The 18223-nt window shown below is 32.6% G+C and carries 17 protein-coding genes; 11 read left to right on the top strand and 6 right to left on the bottom strand.

The features are described 5' to 3' along the window. Window positions 1–3 precede the first annotated feature (3 nt). Window positions 4–1851: a translational GTPase TypA gene (gene typA / locus HMPREF3058_RS09495; RefSeq protein ID WP_002491594.1), complete on the top strand. Its 1848-nt coding sequence runs from the start codon at window positions 4–6 to the stop codon at window positions 1849–1851. 102 nt (window positions 1852–1953) lie between these two features. Here typA and HMPREF3058_RS09490 read toward each other — a convergent pair whose 3' ends face one another. Both HMPREF3058_RS09490 and HMPREF3058_RS09485 read right to left on the bottom strand, forming a co-directional pair. Beyond that, on the bottom strand, window positions 1954–2109 hold the full coding sequence (locus tag HMPREF3058_RS09490) for a DUF2197 domain-containing protein (RefSeq protein ID WP_002446186.1): 156 nt from the start codon (window positions 2107–2109) through the stop codon (window positions 1954–1956). Window position 2110: 1 nt separating this feature from the next. After that, window positions 2111–2593, bottom strand: a complete 483-nt coding sequence (locus HMPREF3058_RS09485) for a hypothetical protein (protein WP_002457438.1) — start codon at window positions 2591–2593, stop codon at window positions 2111–2113. 144 nt (window positions 2594–2737) lie between these two features. Here HMPREF3058_RS09485 and HMPREF3058_RS09480 point away from each other — a divergent pair, with 144 nt between their 5' ends. The 3 genes from HMPREF3058_RS09480 to HMPREF3058_RS09470 all read left to right on the top strand — a co-directional run bounded on the left by HMPREF3058_RS09480 (window position 2738) and on the right by HMPREF3058_RS09470 (window position 8491). Next, a complete protein-coding gene (locus tag HMPREF3058_RS09480) occupies window positions 2738–3013 on the top strand; it encodes an Fpa/YlaN family protein (protein ID WP_001830079.1) in 276 nt (91 codons plus the stop codon). Window positions 3014–3415: 402 nt separating this feature from the next. Beyond that, the gene (gene ftsW, locus HMPREF3058_RS09475; protein WP_002475923.1) at window positions 3416–4639 is read left to right on the top strand and encodes a cell division peptidoglycan polymerase FtsW; all 1224 of its coding nucleotides are present in this window, start codon (window positions 3416–3418) and stop codon (window positions 4637–4639) included. Window positions 4640–5041: 402 nt separating this feature from the next. After that, the gene (locus tag HMPREF3058_RS09470) at window positions 5042–8491 is read left to right on the top strand and encodes a pyruvate carboxylase (RefSeq protein ID WP_070731382.1); all 3450 of its coding nucleotides are present in this window, start codon (window positions 5042–5044) and stop codon (window positions 8489–8491) included. Between the two features lie 142 nt (window positions 8492–8633). Here HMPREF3058_RS09470 and HMPREF3058_RS09465 read toward each other — a convergent pair whose 3' ends face one another. Continuing rightward, on the bottom strand, window positions 8634–9542 hold the full coding sequence (locus tag HMPREF3058_RS09465; protein ID WP_002457435.1) for a COX15/CtaA family protein: 909 nt from the start codon (window positions 9540–9542) through the stop codon (window positions 8634–8636). A 302-nt stretch (window positions 9543–9844) separates the two neighbouring features. Here HMPREF3058_RS09465 and cyoE point away from each other — a divergent pair, with 302 nt between their 5' ends. The 4 genes from cyoE (at window position 9845) to HMPREF3058_RS09445 (ending at window position 13189) form a co-directional block, all read left to right on the top strand. After that, complete coding sequence (gene cyoE, locus HMPREF3058_RS09460) at window positions 9845–10756, top strand: heme o synthase (RefSeq protein WP_002457434.1); 912 nt, start codon at window positions 9845–9847, stop codon at window positions 10754–10756. A gap of 25 nt (window positions 10757–10781) precedes the next feature. Beyond that, window positions 10782–11243 (top strand): DUF420 domain-containing protein, encoded by a 462-nt coding sequence (locus HMPREF3058_RS09455; RefSeq protein ID WP_002457433.1) that lies wholly within the window; start codon window positions 10782–10784, stop codon window positions 11241–11243. 438 nt (window positions 11244–11681) lie between these two features. Beyond that, window positions 11682–12734 carry a CAP-associated domain-containing protein gene (locus tag HMPREF3058_RS09450; RefSeq protein ID WP_002491589.1) on the top strand — a complete coding sequence of 351 codons (1053 nt, stop codon included), beginning with the start codon at window positions 11682–11684 and terminating at the stop codon, window positions 12732–12734. Between the two features lie 20 nt (window positions 12735–12754). Continuing rightward, on the top strand, window positions 12755–13189 hold the full coding sequence (locus HMPREF3058_RS09445) for a YlbF/YmcA family competence regulator (protein ID WP_002475938.1): 435 nt from the start codon (window positions 12755–12757) through the stop codon (window positions 13187–13189). Window positions 13190–13711: 522 nt separating this feature from the next. On the opposite strand, the gene HMPREF3058_RS09440 is transcribed toward HMPREF3058_RS09445, so the two are convergent. Continuing rightward, window positions 13712–14638, bottom strand: a complete 927-nt coding sequence (locus HMPREF3058_RS09440) for a glycerophosphodiester phosphodiesterase family protein (protein WP_002446196.1) — start codon at window positions 14636–14638, stop codon at window positions 13712–13714. Between the two features lie 221 nt (window positions 14639–14859). On the opposite strand from HMPREF3058_RS09440, the gene HMPREF3058_RS09435 reads away from it, so the two are divergent. Then, window positions 14860–15111: a DUF2129 domain-containing protein gene (locus tag HMPREF3058_RS09435; RefSeq protein ID WP_002439362.1), complete on the top strand. Its 252-nt coding sequence runs from the start codon at window positions 14860–14862 to the stop codon at window positions 15109–15111. 9 nt (window positions 15112–15120) lie between these two features. Here HMPREF3058_RS09435 and HMPREF3058_RS09430 read toward each other — a convergent pair whose 3' ends face one another. Further along, a complete protein-coding gene (locus HMPREF3058_RS09430; protein WP_002457429.1) occupies window positions 15121–15510 on the bottom strand; it encodes a DUF7147 family protein in 390 nt (129 codons plus the stop codon). Between the two features lie 66 nt (window positions 15511–15576). Between HMPREF3058_RS09430 and rsmD the strand changes: the two genes are divergently transcribed. Beyond that, window positions 15577–16119, top strand: coding sequence for a 16S rRNA (guanine(966)-N(2))-methyltransferase RsmD (gene rsmD, locus HMPREF3058_RS09425; protein WP_002457428.1), 543 nt, complete (start codon window positions 15577–15579; stop codon window positions 16117–16119). 1 nt (window position 16120) lies between these two features. Then, a complete protein-coding gene (coaD, locus tag HMPREF3058_RS09420; protein ID WP_002476597.1) occupies window positions 16121–16606 on the top strand; it encodes a pantetheine-phosphate adenylyltransferase in 486 nt (161 codons plus the stop codon). A 407-nt stretch (window positions 16607–17013) separates the two neighbouring features. On the opposite strand, the gene HMPREF3058_RS09415 is transcribed toward coaD, so the two are convergent. After that, the gene (locus HMPREF3058_RS09415; RefSeq protein WP_002475920.1) at window positions 17014–18147 is read right to left on the bottom strand and encodes a nucleotidyltransferase; all 1134 of its coding nucleotides are present in this window, start codon (window positions 18145–18147) and stop codon (window positions 17014–17016) included. Between the last annotated feature and the right edge of the window lie 76 nt (window positions 18148–18223).

Here is an 18223-nt window from a genome sequence, read left to right as displayed (position 1 = left end):
AAAATGACTAATTTAAGAGAAGATGTTCGTAATATAGCGATTATTGCGCATGTCGACCATGGTAAGACAACATTAGTAGACCAGTTGCTTAAACAATCAGGTATATTTCGTGAAAACGAACATGTCGACGAGCGTGCAATGGACTCTAATGATTTAGAAAGAGAACGTGGTATTACTATTCTTGCTAAGAATACAGCGATAGATTATAAAGATACGCGTATCAATATCTTAGACACACCTGGACACGCTGATTTTGGTGGTGAAGTTGAACGTATCATGAAAATGGTTGACGGTGTTGTACTAGTGGTTGACGCATATGAAGGTACAATGCCTCAAACTCGTTTTGTTCTTAAAAAAGCTTTAGAACAAAACTTAAAACCGGTTGTAGTTGTGAATAAAATTGATAAACCAGCTGCTAGACCTGAGGGAGTTGTAGATGAAGTATTAGACTTGTTCATTGAATTGGAAGCGAATGATGAGCAATTAGACTTCCCAGTTGTTTATGCTTCAGCAGTGAATGGAACAGCAAGTTTAGACTCTGAAAAGCAAGACGAAAATATGCAATCCCTATATGAGACGATTATTGACTATGTACCGGCACCAGTAGATAATTCAGATGAACCATTACAATTCCAAATTGCTTTACTAGATTATAATGATTATGTAGGTCGTATAGGCGTTGGACGTGTGTTCAGAGGTAAAATGCGTGTAGGTGATAATGTATCACTAATTAAATTAGATGGTACAGTTAAGAACTTTCGTGTGACGAAGATATTTGGTTACTTTGGTCTTAAACGTGAAGAAATTGAAGAAGCACAAGCAGGAGACTTAATAGCTGTTTCAGGTATGGAAGATATTAACGTTGGTGAAACAGTTACACCACATGATCATCGTGATCCATTACCGGTGTTACGTATTGATGAACCAACTCTAGAAATGACTTTTAAAGTAAATAACTCTCCGTTTGCTGGACGTGAAGGTGATTATGTAACAGCTCGACAAATTCAAGAAAGATTAGATCAACAACTTGAAACAGATGTTTCTTTAAAAGTTACACCGACTGATCAACCAGATTCATGGGTTGTTGCTGGTCGTGGTGAACTACACTTGTCTATTCTTATTGAAAACATGAGACGAGAAGGCTTTGAATTACAGGTTTCTAAACCTCAAGTTATTTTAAGAGAAATCGATGGTGTGTTAAGTGAACCATTTGAGCGTGTACAATGTGAAGTGCCTTCTGAAAATGCCGGGGCAGTGATTGAGTCATTAGGTGCACGAAAAGGTGAAATGTTAGATATGATGACGACCGACAATGGTTTGACGCGTTTAATCTTTATGGTACCTGCACGCGGTATGATTGGTTATACTACTGAATTTATGTCTATGACACGTGGTTATGGAATTATTAACCATACATTTGAAGAATTTAGACCACGAGTTAAAGCTCAAATCGGTGGTAGACGTAATGGTGCGTTGATTTCTATGGACCAAGGTCAAGCAACATCTTATGCGATTATTAACTTAGAAGATCGTGGTGTTAACTTTATGGAACCAGGTACTGAAGTATATGAAGGTATGATTGTTGGTGAACATAATCGTGAGAACGATTTAACAGTAAATATTACTAAAGCAAAGCATCAAACAAACGTACGTTCAGCTACTAAAGATCAAACACAAACGATGAATCGTCCTAGAATTTTAACATTAGAAGAAGCGTTACAATTTATCAATGATGATGAATTGGTGGAAGTAACTCCTGAAAGTATTCGCTTAAGAAAGAAAATACTTAATAAATCTGCCCGTGAAAAAGAAGCGAAAAGAGTTAAACAATTAATGCAGGACGAACAATAATTTAGTTATATAACAAAGGGTGCAACCACAGTAATAATTTTCATTATTAAGGTTGCACCCTTTATTTATGTTAGATACTTTGAAATTTTCAAATATATCATTTTAATCTCGTTTGCTTTGTTTAGGTGTATCGAGTCTACTCTTACAATCATCGCACATAAAAGTGCGTATAGGATTATTTCTTAAGCGTTTAGCCTCGACTGTATGTTCATCAATAAAAACCTTAGTATCGCAAATAATACATTGAACCTTTCTCATATTAAAGCACCTCTATATGTGTGACATACTTAAATTGATGAGAGTATCCTTCCTCAGGTATATATATAAAACTATCAACGGCATTATCACTATATAAACGTTTGCCATTCCTAGAAAATTGAAAGAACAAATAAGGTAATAAGTCCATGGGTACATTGATAGAGTAATCTTTATTAGAAAGTTTTATTGTGCTAGCATTCTCCATGGGTTCGGCATTTTTGAAAAATGGTGTCATATTTATCACAAATGTCTCATCTAAAACCGAACGTTTTTTATATTTAATTTCAGAATCAAGCGTTGGCGGATTTGTTTGTCCTTCTAAAATAGCACGGTTCCATTCCTTGTTATCATCAAAGTTGATGGGTCTACTACCATCAAATACCCCACGTTCTAAATCATCAATAGTAACTTTTCTATCGTCAAATATCCAAGTCGTACTATCCAATGAAATAGGGAAATTGACTGCTCCTTTTATTTGAATCATAAATGCCCACTCCCTAAATTTTTATCTTTTATTATTTTAACACAAAATCGCTTTCACTTAATTTAAATTCGCTTGCTTTTTAACTTTCAGTAGGATAAACTTCTATTGTGAAGATATTAATTGAAACGATAGGGGGAATATGTCATGTCTAACCAATCGAAGTTAAATAGTGCGGCATATGACCAATTGAATAAAGATGCAGACAGAATATTACATCTAATTAAAGTTCAAATGGATAACTTAACTTTACCTTCTTGTCCACTTTATGAAGAGGTTTTAGATACTCAAATGTTTGGTTTACAAAAGGAAGTTGATTTCGCAGTTCAACTTGGATTAGTTGATAAAGAAGATGGTAAGCAATTAATGCTAAGACTTGAAAAAGAACTTTCTAAATTGCACGAAGCATTTACGAATGTTTAAACTTTTTATTTGTAATTAATTGTAAAAATAATGTATTCGCTAAATTGAGAGTATGCATAATGTCTTATGTTTAAAGAAAATATTGATAGATGATTAATTGTGCGAGTCAATCATCGCATAAATGACTGAGTTGATATTAATTCTGATATCTTTCTCGGTCTTTTTTGTTGTAAGCTTTAAAAGTGAAATTGATTTGAAAGCAGACTAAAAAAAGCCCATTTCTCTCAAATATTGTTAAAGTAAATTTAAATCATGGATTTTAATGGTAGATGTATTTGTTTATATTTGTTTAATAGATACGTTGAAGTATATAATAGATAAGAACGCTTTTTAGTAGCGATGTGTTTTACTAAGTCAACAAAGAGATAAATTTTAATCATTTAGTATTGGAAGATCTAGTATATGAAAAATTTTAAAAATATAATGCGATATATTGGAAAGACTTCTAAATTTATCGATTATCCATTGTTAATAACTTATGTTGTCCTCTGTTTGATTGGATTAGTAATGGTTTATAGCGCAAGCATGGTTGCAGCTACAAAAGGTACTTTAACCGGGGGAGTACCAGTTTCAGGTACATACTTTTACAATCGACAACTTTTATACGTTATCATGAGCTTTATTATCGTATTTTTTATGGCTTTTATTATGAATGTTAAAATATTAAAAAAGCCTAATGTTCAAAAAGGTATGATGATTGGAATTTTTATACTTTTACTACTAACTTTAGTAATAGGAAAAAATATCAATGGTTCTAAAAGTTGGATTAACTTAGGATTCATGAACTTACAGGCTTCGGAGTTATTGAAGATTGCAATAATTCTATACATACCATTTATGATTGAAAAGAAGATGCCTGCGGTGAGACATAATATTAAATTAATATTAGGACCAATTTTGTTTGTTGTAACATGTTTGATACTTGTTCTTTTTCAAAAAGATGTTGGTCAAACAATGCTAATTGTGATCATATTCTTCTCAATTATTTTTTACTCAGGTATCGGTGTGCAGAATATGCTAAAATGGGGTACTTTGGTAGCTATTGGTTTTATCATCGTAGCTACATTTATGTTCATGTTAGACATGGTTCCAAGTTATTTGCAGGCACGTTTTAGTACGTTAACCAATCCATTTAGTCAAGAATCAGGTACAGGATATCATATTTCTAATTCTCTTTTGGCAATTGGCAATGGTGGGTTGTTCGGACGTGGTCTAGGAAATAGTATTATGAAGCTTGGTTATTTGCCAGAGCCACATACAGACTTCATATTTGCTATTATTTGTGAAGAGATGGGATTAATCGGTGGCTTAATCGTTTTAATTTTAGAGTACTTTATTGTATATCGAGCTTTCCAACTTGCTAATAAAACGCAATCGTATTTTTATAAATTAGTTTGCGTTGGGATAGCTAGTTATATCGGAAGCCAAACATTTGTAAATATCGGTGGTATTTCTGCCACAATTCCACTTACTGGTGTACCGTTACCATTTATCAGTTTTGGTGGTTCATCGATGATTAGTTTAAGTATAGCCATGGGATTACTGCTTATTACAGCAAAACAGATAAAACAAGATGATAAACGACTGAAACAACGTAAGGTAGATATTAAACGTCGATATAATTAATTAAATAGTATATAAAATTTATAATATCAAGTTAAGACTATAGCCCAAGAAGAATGTAAATTATTCCTCTTGGGTTTTTCATATCATAATATTTGGTATAGTTAGTCACTACTCATGATCATAATTTAAGATTCTGTAAATCTGCATACTTTAACTAGCGTCATTCTTATATAGATGATAATATTAAGTTATTAACATTTATAAGTTTTCTAGTAATTGACTGACAACTTAACTTACACATAGTGCAGTCAGTTTGAACTAATTTATTTAATTAAATGTTACAAATTGATAAATGATATGATTCTTTCATGAATTACTATAGAATTATTCAATCATTTGAGATAAAATTTTATTATCTAATTATTTAGAAAATTCGTAACATTCTAAGGGGTGTCTTGGCTTTTGAAACAAATAAAGAAATTACTTGTTGCTAACCGTGGTGAAATCGCTATTAGAATTTTTAGAGCGGCAGCAGAATTAAATATTAGTACAGTAGCAATTTATTCTAATGAAGATAAAAGTTCGTTACATAGATATAAAGCAGATGAATCCTATTTAGTGGGAAGTGACTTAGGACCTGCTGAAAGTTATTTGAATATCGAACGTATCATCGAAGTAACTCTTCGCGCGGGTGTCGATGCAATTCATCCTGGGTATGGTTTTTTAAGTGAAAATGAGCAATTTGCACGCCGATGTGCTGAGGAAGGCATTAAATTTATAGGTCCGCATCTAGAACATCTAGACATGTTCGGAGATAAGGTTAAGGCAAGAACAACTGCTATTAACGCTAACTTACCTGTAATCCCAGGTACAGATGGTCCTATTGAAAGTTTTGAAGCTGCAGAACAGTTTGCTAATGAAGCAGGTTACCCACTTATGATTAAGGCCACTAGCGGTGGCGGCGGTAAAGGTATGCGAATCGTTCGTGAATCAAGCGAGTTAGAAGACGCTTTCCATCGTGCGAAATCAGAAGCCGAAAAGTCATTTGGTAATAGTGAAGTTTATATTGAAAGATATATTGATAATCCAAAACATATAGAAGTTCAAGTTATTGGTGACGAATTCGGGAATATCATTCATTTGTATGAAAGAGATTGCTCCGTGCAAAGACGTCATCAAAAGGTCGTTGAAGTTGCACCTTCAGTAGGTCTTTCTAACAAATTAAGAGAGCGAATTTGTGATGCCGCAATTCAACTGATGAAAAATATTAAATATGTCAACGCTGGAACAGTGGAATTTTTAGTTTCTGGAGATGAATTTTTCTTCATTGAGGTTAATCCACGTGTTCAAGTTGAGCATACAATTACTGAAATGATTACTGGTATAGACATTGTAAAAACGCAAATTTTAGTTGCTGATGGAGAATCGTTATTTGGAGATAAAATCTCTATGCCACACCAAAATGAAATACAAACTTTAGGGTATGCGATACAATGTCGTATAACAACTGAAGATCCTACTAATGATTTTATGCCAGATTCTGGCACAATTATTGCATATCGATCAAGTGGCGGTTTTGGAGTGAGACTTGATGCAGGTGATGGATTCCAAGGTGCAGAAATTTCACCTTACTATGATTCACTATTAGTTAAGCTTTCTACACATGCCGTTTCATTTAAACAAGCTGAAGAGAAAATGGAACGTTCATTACGCGAAATGCGAATTCGTGGTGTAAAAACGAATATTCCATTTCTCATCAATGTTATGCGTAATGATAAATTTAGAAGTGGTGATTATACTACTAAATTTATTGAAGAAACACCTGAACTTTTCGATATTGCACCGACATTGGATAGAGGTACCAAGACTTTAGAGTATATTGGTAATGTGACGATAAACGGATTTCCTAATGTAGAAAAGCGTCCAAAACCAGAATATGAATCTACCAAAATCCCAAAAATTTCTCAAAAGAAAATCAATCAGTTATCTGGAACAAAACAAATCCTTGAGCAACATGGACCAACAGGTGTTGCAAATTGGGTGAGAGAACAAGAAGATGTTTTAATTACCGATACTACATTTAGAGATGCACACCAATCTTTACTTGCAACACGAGTAAGAACAAAAGATATGATGAACATTGCATCTAAAACTGCTGAAGTGTTTAAAGATAGTTTTTCATTAGAAATGTGGGGTGGTGCAACATTTGATGTCGCTTATAATTTCTTGAAAGAGAATCCATGGGAACGTTTAGAAAGATTGCGCAAAGCCATTCCGAATGTGTTATTCCAAATGTTATTACGCGCTTCGAACGCAGTAGGTTATAAAAACTATCCTGATAACGTAATTAAGAAATTCGTTCATGAAAGTGCAAAAGCTGGTGTAGATGTTTTCCGTATTTTCGACTCATTGAACTGGGTTGATCAAATGAAAGTAGCAAATGAAGCTGTTCAAGAAGCGGGAATGGTATCTGAGGGTACAATTTGCTATACAGGTGATATTTTAAATGCTGAACGTTCTAATATTTATACTTTAGATTATTACGTTAAAATGGCTAAAGAGCTGGAAAGAGAAGGATTCCATATTTTAGCAATTAAAGATATGGCTGGTTTGTTGAAACCGAAGGCAGCTTACGAATTAATTGGTGAATTACGTGAGGCAACACATCTTCCAATTCATTTACATACACATGATACAAGTGGAAATGGATTGTTGACATATAAACAAGCCATTGATGCTGGCGTAGATATTATTGATACTGCTGTTGCATCTATGAGTGGTTTAACGAGTCAACCAAGTGCAAACTCATTATATTATGCACTAAATGGATTCCCACGTAATTTAAGAACTGATATTGATGGTTTAGAAGAATTAAGTCATTACTGGTCTGTAGTCAGACCTTACTATGCAGACTTTGAGAGTGATATCAAATCACCAAATACAGAAATTTATCAACATGAAATGCCGGGTGGCCAATATTCAAACTTAAGTCAACAAGCTAAAAGTTTAGGATTGGGTGAACGTTTTGATGAAGTCAAAGAGATGTATCGTCGTGTCAACTTCCTGTTTGGAGATCTTGTAAAAGTAACACCATCTTCAAAGGTAGTTGGAGATATGGCACTATATATGGTGCAAAATGATCTTGATGAAGATACTGTCATCAATGATGGTTATAAATTAGATTTCCCAGAATCTGTTGTGTCATTCTTTAAAGGTGATATTGGACAACCTGTCAATGGATTCAACAAGAAATTGCAAGATGTTATTTTAAAAGGACAGCAACCAATTACTGAAAGACCAGGGGAATACTTGGAGCCAGTCGATTTTGAAGCAATCCGTCAAGAATTAAGCGACATACAACAAGACGAGGTAACAGAACAAGATATAATTAGTTATGTACTTTATCCGAAGGTATATAAACAATATATTCAAACTAAAGAGCAATTTGGTAATGTATCTTTACTGGATACACCGACATTCTTATTCGGCATGCGTAATGGTGAAACAGTTGAAATCGAAATTGATACTGGTAAACGTCTAATTATTAAATTAGAAACAATCAGTGAACCAGATGAGAATGGTAAACGTACAATTTATTACGCTATGAATGGTCAAGCAAGACGTATTTATATTCAAGATGAAAATGTAAAAACGAATGCTAATGTTAAACCTAAGGCCGATAAATCGAATCCAAATCATATTGGTGCTCAAATGCCTGGTTCTGTAACTGAAGTTAAAGTGTCAGTAGGTGATGAAGTTCAAGCTAATCAACCATTATTAATCACTGAAGCAATGAAGATGGAAACGACGATTCAGGCGCCATTTGATGGAATTATTAAGCAAATAAATGTTGCTAATGGAGATGCCATTGCCACAGGAGATTTATTAGTGGAAATTGAAAAACAATCATAGTTAATATGACCATCTAGAATTAGTAAGATATTTAGATGGTCTATTTTTACTTAAATATATTAAAACACGCCACTTATCTTACCGTTATGGTATTTTGAGTGGCGTGTCTTTTTAATTGTTATAAATTTATGAAAAAAATAAATTATTTTAGACTTCTCGTCGTTCTTAACATTAGTAAAATAAAGTAAGCAATCATTCCGAATAAGTATGTGATAAACAAAGCATGGAATAACGCAATAATTAAATTGACATTAGTTATGACTGATAAAGCACCTGTAATAACTTGAAGGATAACAAGTATAAATGATGCAGTATAACCATAGCGTACAGTTCGATTATCTGAATAATTCTTAATAGCGTGTATAAATGTAATCATAATCCAGATAAAAGTGATGAGGGCCATACCTCTGTGCGAGAATTGTACCCAATCATGCGCATTATGAGGAACGATATCATCAAATGGAATAGGCCAAGCACCATAAGCAAGACTTGATTTAGTATGTCTAACTAAAGCACCAGTATAAATAGTTAAGTATACTATGATAGCCATCAACCAAGTTAAGATACGTAAAGGTTTGTGAATAAATAAAATGTCAGCTTCATATTTTTTGTCAATTGAGAAAATAATTAATGTCATTAAGAAAACAGAAGAGAAACTGATAAGTGATATACCAAAATGTAGTGCTAATACATAAGGATTTTGTTGCCATATCACAGCAGCAGCACCTACAAGTGCTTGAACTAATAAAAAACCAACACTAATAATAGAGAGTGGTTTGATTTCTTTAATATATCCAATATTTTTCCAAGCTGTAATTACAAGCCATAATACAACTATAAGTGAAATGGCTGATACTGCGCGATGACTCAGTTCTATAATTGTTTGTATTGGTAAATTTTCTGGAAGTAGAGCGCCGTTACATAAAGGCCAAGACGAGCCACAACCATCTTCTGATCCTGTTTTAGTTACGAGGGCGCCACCTAATTGTACAAAGGTCATAATAATCGTAGCTAAAACACCTAACCATTTAAGGTTTTGCTTTCTAAACAATGATAAACACCCCATCATTAATTTAAAGTATTAAATTATAATATTACATAATAGAATAAAGTCATTGAAAGACTCGTTAATTGATACTTCATTAAATACGACACTTGAAGAAAAATGACTTTAAATTAATGTACATATTTTTACTTTTAACTTATTATACCAAGAATAACATTTTTAAGTGTGTCACAAAATTGACGATTTATAATGTCGTAAAAGTGTCACAATTTAATTTTATAAAACCTAGTCTTTTTATGTGATTTACTATATCATTATACTATATGAGAAATTTAAGGAGGGGAATTATGAACAAAGATCAAACTTTGTCACATACTACGGGCCGTGTATCCTTCAAAGAATTACAACAAATTATTAAAATGGGCCTTGTTCAAGGTAATTTAATACCTGCTTTTGCAGGCGCATGGCTTGCAATAGTAATGACAAACCATTCCTTCCTATCTTCCATTCCACAAATACTATTGATGCTAGTTGGCTCTACGCTTATTATGGGGGGCGCTTGTGCTTTAAATAATTATTATGATCAAGATATTGATCGCATTATGCCAAGTAAGCAAAGTAGACCAACAGTAAATGATAGAATATCTGATAGAAACTTATTAATGTTAAGTTTTGGGATGATGTTAATAGGTGAAGCATGTTTATTCTTATTAAATATACCTTCTGGTGTTTTAGGATTAATTGGTATTGTTGGATATGTATCTTACTATTCAATTTGGTCTAAGCGTCACACAACTTGGAATACTGTTGTTGGAAGTTTTCCTGGAGCTGTACCGCCATTAATTGGTTGGGTAGCTATCGATGGATCATTAAGTTTACCAGCAGTAGCACTCTTCTTAGTTGTCTTTTGTTGGCAACCCATCCATTTCTACGCTCTTGCAATTAAACGTAGTGATGAGTATGCGCTTGCAAATATTCCTATGTTACCATCAGTGAAAGGTTTCAAACGGACAAGAGTAAGCATGTTTATTTGGTTAGTGTTATTATTACCATTACCATTCTTATTATCTAATTTAGGTGTAACTTTTGTTGTTATTGCTACACTACTTAATTTAGGATGGTTAGCTTTAGGTTTTACAACGTTCAGAAAAGAATCTAATCAAACTAAATGGGCAACGCAAATGTTCATTTATTCATTGAATTACTTAGTAGTATTCTTTGCGCTCGTTGTAGTTGTTTCATTAATCAAGATGATATAAATTAACTTAAGTAAGGATGAAACTTATGAACGTACCCATTTTACCAACGATAAGTACATCGTGTATTGTTATTAGTGCGATTTTAGTCGCTATTGGTTGGACATTGATTTGGAAACGTCAAGTTCATAAGCATAAAAACATTATGCTATGGGCTGCCTTTTTCGCTTTAACATTCTTTATTATTTATGCAGCAAGAACTATTTTTATCGGTAATACAGCTTTCGGTGGACCAAGTTCTATTAAAGTTTATTACACTATTTTCTTGGTTTTCCATATCATTCTTGCAACAGTTGGTGGCGTTTTAGGCTTAATTCAAATCATTTTAGCCTTCAAAGATAAACTTCATATTCACAGAAAGATTGGGCCTTGGGCTTCAATAATTTGGTTCTTTACCGCAATTACTGGTGTTGCAGTTTATGTATTGTTATATATATTGTATCCAGGTGGAGAAACAACATCATTGCTTAAAGCTACATTAGGTCTATAAATTTTCTTTATAAGAGCCTGAGACAAAATGGTTGTCTCAGGTATTTTTATGTACTGAACGAAGATAACTTAGTTGTCAGGTTGTCATAAATTATACAATAAACAAATTTTTTATTCCTAATCATTATCTACTATTTCTACAGTTACATACATATCACATATGACTCAAATCCTATCTAAATATTTTAAATAAATTGAAGCGAGATCTGTAATCATACTGAAGTCGTTTTTTACTGATACGATATATATCTATTCAATATTTACCTTTTAATATGTTCGAAAATTTATTCATGTTTACTTTGGTATAAATAAAGAATACAAAAGCATTTAAAATTTTTTATAAGAATAATGATGGGGATTGTTTACACGTTTCACTTATGTTGAAAAAGGTTAGGACATTTTTGTACAATATATATAATTATTAAGAGGTGGGTGAAAGATGAAGAAGTTAATAATTAAAGTTATTGGTGTTATATTATTAGTGACATTTTTAATTTATCTCTTTTACTCACCACGTTTAAAGTTTGATGTTCTAGAGAATCCTAATAAAAATAGCAAGACGACTAAGACAGAGCAATTTAAACAGGCGAATAAGGATGCTAAGAACCCTAAACCTAAAGAAGGGATAGGGACTTGGATTGGAAAAGATATTAAAACTCTAACGCATCATTATGGACAAGCTGACCGGTCTTATCCATATAAAAATGGTTTAAAAAATTATGTCTTTAAACACAAAGATGAATATTATATTGTCAGTACTAATAAAGGAACAATCACATCAGTTTATGCCACAGGAAAAGGTGTAAAAGTGAGCCCACTTAAAATAGGTGAAAATTCATCTCATATTTTTGAAGATACTAGTATTAATCCAGAACCAACTGTCAAGACGAAAGGTAAAACTTATAAATTTGAAATGTCTGATGAAGATTTAAAGACACAGACGTTAATTAAATATGGAGATGTTTATGCTCAAATATATTCTGATCAACAGACTAATAAAATTTTGGCAGTGAGATTTTTAGATGCAAATACATTGGCAACACTACAACCATATAAGTTAAATAGAGTAGAAGATGAGGGACGAATTAGTGAAAGTTCCGACGATAAAATTCCTCATGAACAAAATCCTAATCAATTGATTACACTCTATGAAGTAACGAATAAAATGAGAGAAATGAAAAATTTAAAATCACTTAAAGTTAATAACGATATTGCTCGTATTGCTGCTATCAATTTGTATGAAGCAACGGATAAAGAATCTGACAGTGTGGAGTTTACTGAGAATGCTTTAACACAGCGACTGGATGAGCGCCATGTAAGTTATAAGTCGGCAAGTCAAAATGTAGGTTATGATTTTGACGATGTACCTACACTTATCCATAGTTGGATTAATTCTGATATTCATCGCTCGCGCTTGTTAAGTAATAAGTATGATGAAATGGGTGGAGAAGTGATGAGTGATTACTACTCATTAATATTTGTAGAAAAGTAAAGTAAATAAAGGATGATTCTGTGATTACTGAAGAAATATTAGACATTTTAGATGATATTGAGGATATCTCGGATATGATTGTACAATCTGATATTTATGTATCATACCGACGAGCTAAAATACAATTAGATGCTGATGATGAGGCAAGTCTATTTTATCAAGCTTTTCTAAAAGTGAAAGATAAGTATGATGATGTGATGAGATTTGGAAAATATCATCCCGACTACAAAGATATTATGTTAGAAACACGACAACGAAAACGTGCTTATGAAATGCTTCCAGTAGTAATGGAGTATAAAGCAAAGGAAGTGGCATTACAAAATTTAATTGACGAAGTGATGTCCAAAATCGCATTTGCTGTTTCTGAACATGTAAAAATTGAAACAGGTAATCCTTTCTTCCAAACTGGGCATGATGGATGTGCATCTGGTGGCACATGTAACTGTTCATTGTAATTAAAAGGCATGATCAAAGCATTATTTAATCAGTAATATCAAAGAATAATGTTTGTGTAATTAATGTTATACAGAAGATAAATCTTTGTAATTAAGAATTTGTTACTTTGAAGGAAGCGGTTTGTATCATTTTTAAGAGACGTGAAATGGATTAATAAACTATTTCACACCTCTTTTTGTCCATTATAGTTTTATGAAAGGCAAGTCTACTATATATACATTTTATAAAACAAAATTTTAGATTCGCACTTTATCAAAGTCATTTCTATTTTTAACGATGCTCATTTATGAAAAATACTTGTACCGCTCAAACTATATACAAAGTAAAATAGATTAAATAATGACATCGTAAATATTGCATTATTTAGCTAAAGATAAATTAATGTTAAAAGACTAAAAGTAAATACACTTTCATTTCAGAAACGCGCGGTAGATATGTTAAATACCTAGGACAATTCGGATGTCCTAGGTATTTTGAGTTAAATTAATAATGAGCAATCATTAAAAAACTTATATTTCAATTTATTTTAATGTTTCTTTAAATTGTTGACCTAAATCTGGGCGATCTGTCACTAAGGTATGAACACCTTTATGATATAAGTCTGTCATTAAATCTATACTATTCACACCATAGTAACCGGGTACAATATTATTTAAGTTAAGCCATTGAATGAAACGCTTAGAAGTTAATGAAATTCCTTTATATGCAACTGGCATTTGGAATGTGTCCGCTTGAGGTTTAAATGTATGACCTAACATTCCATTAAATTTAAGAAAACCTTCAGCAACTTCGGCTTCACTAGCACCGATAGCAATGTCAGCTTGGTTATACTCAGTGAAACGTTGAATTTGTTTTTTATGGAAACTTGTAACGAGCACTCGATGTTGTGCCCCATGTTTGATGATATTATCGAAAATCACTTTTGGTGCGATACGACCTTCATAGGTGTCTGGCGCATCTTTTAAATCCACATTGATATACATATTAGGGTACAATTCAAGCAGTTCCTCGAATGATAAAATCTTAGCTTTATCATGCCCGCGATAAGGGGTTTGATTATTGATATCAGTAAAATGATATCCCGCATCTAAGCGTTTTAGTTCAGCTAGAGTATGTTCACTCACTTTACCTGAACCATTAGTTGTACGGTCGACAAGTGCATCGTGAAAAACAATGAGTTGTTCATCTTTAGTTAGTCGTACATCTGTTTCAAAGCCATCCAGTCCATATTCAACAGCATTATCAAATGCCAACTGTGTTTGCTCTGGACGCATTGCCATGCCACCTCTATGTGCAAGTATGTAAGGTGCTTGACCTGAGAAGAAAGGTGGAATTGATTTTAATTGTTGCGGTGGTTTATTTTTATTTTTAAAAAAGTAAAATAGACTGCTTATAATACCGGCTGTTGCTAAAGTACCATTAATAAACCATTTTTTTGAATGAGCCATAATCGAATCCTCCTAGTGATAGTTAAAGTGAGTGTATCCCAATACTATTGTTGGGTACGATGGTTATGATTACTTTTTCTCATCATTATTTTAAGATAAATAAAGTTTAAAGTCATAGAATTTCAATATTACTTTTATCGTTTAGGTTAATCCTTAGTTATTTCATTACTTATAAAGTCATGATATGATAACAAATGTATAAATAATGGAGTGAGTAAGAAATGAATATAATTCCTAGAACGAGTTTAATTATTTATTTAAAACATATGAAACATGAGCGACAAATTAGAAAATATGGTCACATCGTGCACTCAAACCGTCAACGAAAATATGTTGTGATGTATATAAATGAAGCAGATGCTGACAATATTGTTCATAAACTTATGCAACTCAAGTACGTTCACGACATTCAAGGTTCTCCATATAAATATTTGAAAAAAACATATGAAAAAGAAAAACATGAAATACAATAGAGTATCAATTTATTGCAAAGGTGGTATCCATCTTTGAAGACGCAAAACACTGATAAGGTAGTTAAAATATAATTCTAAGTCTGGGTACACATCAGGAGGTTGTACGTCGATACCTACAACTGGAATGTCATAATTTTCTGCAGCTGAATTAATCATCTTGAATTTTTTGTTGCCCTCTGGATAGGGATATTTTAATGCATTTGTCATGATGTACATGGCCTGGAAATGTTTTTCAGCAGTAGGGTTCATTATTATTGCGACGGATGATAATTGTTTCTCAGAATGAGGTGTATGGAAATATACAATACGATTGATTCGCGTATGATTATATTCTATAAGAGTAGTAAATTCGAATAAATCGGTTAAACCTTCACCAATTTTAATAAATGATTGTTTCATAAATAAATCAAACTCCTTTATCTTCAAATTATATTAAATAAATGAATGAAATGGAAGTGTGAGTCAATGCGTGTAATTGCGGGTAAGCATAAAAGTAAAGCGCTAGAAAGTTTAGAGGGGCGAAATACTCGCCCAACTATGGATAAAGTTAAGGAAGGTATTTTTAATAGTTTATATGATGTTTCTGGTTTAGGATTAGACTTATTTGCCGGTAGTGGTGCACTAGGCATTGAAGCATTATCACGTGGTATGGATAAAATGATTTTTGTAGATCAAAATTTTAAAGCGGTCAAGGTTATAAAAGCTAATCTTAATCAATTGGATTTAATGTCACAAGCAGAAGTCTATAAAAATAATGCTGACAGAGCACTTAAAGCACTTGCTAAACGAGAAGTACAATTCGATGTTATTTTTTTAGATCCACCTTATAATAAAGGGCTTATAAATGAGGCGATTTCTCGTATAGCAGAGTTTAACTTATTAAAAGAAAATGGTATTATCGTTTGTGAGTTTAGTCATAATGAAGAAATAACAATTGCGCCATTTCAAATGATTAAGCGTTATCATTATGGTTTGACAGATACTTTGTTACTTGAAAAAGGAGAATAATATGAGTAAGACAAGAGCAGTTATTCCCGGTAGTTTTGATCCAATTACATATGGTCACTTAGATATCATTGAAAGAAGCGCCGATCGCTTTGATGAAATCCATGTTTGTGTACTAAAAAATAGTAGTAAAGGTGGAACGTTTGACTCAGAAGAACGCATGGCGTTGATTGAAGAGTCAGTTAAACATTTGCCTAATATTCAAGTGCATCATTTTAATGGATTGCTTGTTGATTTTTGTGATCAAGTAGGTGCAAAGACAATTATTCGAGGTTTAAGAGCTGTAAGTGACTTTGAATATGAACTACGACTTACTTCTATGAACAAAAAGTTAAATAGTAATATTGAAACAATGTACATGATGACAAGTGCAAACTATTCATTTATAAGTTCAAGTATAGTTAAAGAAGTAGCTGCATATCAAGCGGATATATCACCTTTTGTACCGCCTCATGTCGAAAGAGCATTAAAAAAGAAATTTAATGTCTGAGGCGACTGTACATATAGGGGTGTATAACAGTCATTTAGTTCTATATATGAAATGGCTGTCACCTCTTAACTATCCAGTCAAAAATCCCTCAATAGGGTATCTAATTACAAAATACTCTATTGAGGGATTTTAGTCATAATGAACTACAAAACTACAAAAAAGATGTTACAGTTTCTGTTCATAATGATTACAGCAATATATATATAATATGAAGTGATACACCCAATAGAGCAGATTCTTTTATTATAAAGTTAATAGAAAGATGAAAGGTAACTCTATATACGAAATTTGACAAAAAAGCTCAGGTCAGTGAAAGAATAACGTTGACTACAATGGTATTAAACTACAATTATTTTTTGTATCTAACACTATGCTTGAGTTGTAAGACTTCGGGTCTTTTATAACATTTAAATGCGTACTAAGGGTGTGTTAAAGTCTGTCAGTGATTGATTACTTAATAGATTATATACATGAGTCGCTTTAATTTCATTTTTAAAATAATGTGCAGTCTTTTGATTTACATTAGTAATGTAGTGACGATTTGGATAAGTCGCTTTTAAATATTTTAAATACGAACGTCCTTTCTCACTCATTCCTAAAACTCTAACAGCGTTAATTTCCTTGTTAACATCATCTTTCGTTATATTTAATAACACATTCATTAATACACGTTGAATATATGTCTGCGTATAACGTTTTGTTTTAAGGTTTGATATTAGAGACTCAAAGGAATCACTTCGATGAATCATTGTTTGCAAGCGGTTTTCAAAGCCCTCATTTATTGTGTATATAGAATGAAGGCTCTCTTTTGGCTGTGTAATTAATTGGTGTTTGATAAAAGGAAATGTATCCTCAACCGTAGTATGAGGTGTACAATATAGAGATTGTATTTGGTTTGGGACCACATTTTTCCAATCTTCATTATCATTCATTAGAGAACGCCTAATAGATGTTCCACTTGCAAAATGATGGTGATCAATTACTGTTTGATGATGAAGTGAACCTTCTCTTTTAATAGTCAATGCTGACATGCGAGGTGCAAATTGCTGCATTGCTTTAAGGTAGCTTATTCCTAAAATATTGTTTGGGGATTGCAAAAGTGTGTCGTTATGTGTTAACTCACTTAAGATTCGTGGATAGCTTTTACCTTGTTTTAATTTCTCTTTAAAAACTGGATGTGTTTCATAGGCAATCATTTGTGTTGCAAGATATTGTAAATCTTTTAAGGACGCACTTTCACTGCCAAAAGATATAATATCTATATCGAGATACTGAGCCGTTTTAATAGCAATTTCCGCAAAGGTATCACTTGAAGATAAGCTACCTATCAATGGTAGCTCAACGACCAAATCTACAGCAGATAAAGCCATTTCAGTACGTTTAAATTTATGATAGATTGCTGGTTCTCCACGCATCACAAAATTACCACTCATAATGGCAATAGTTACATTAGTTTCAGAGCGTTGTTTTGACAATGAAGCGTGAAATAAGTGCCCGTTATGAAAAGGATTATATTCAGTTATCAGTCCAACACTTTTCATTTGCATTTCTCCTTTTCAGTATTCATCATAAGTATTGTAACAGAACGAGGTATGTTAAGAAAAAATCTTGACAACT

The organism is Staphylococcus sp. HMSC068G11 (assembly GCF_001815825.1).
Taxonomy (GTDB): domain Bacteria; phylum Bacillota; class Bacilli; order Staphylococcales; family Staphylococcaceae; genus Staphylococcus; species Staphylococcus epidermidis.
Note: the sequence above shows the minus strand (reverse complement) of the source record. Positions and strands in the feature narration are given on the sequence as shown.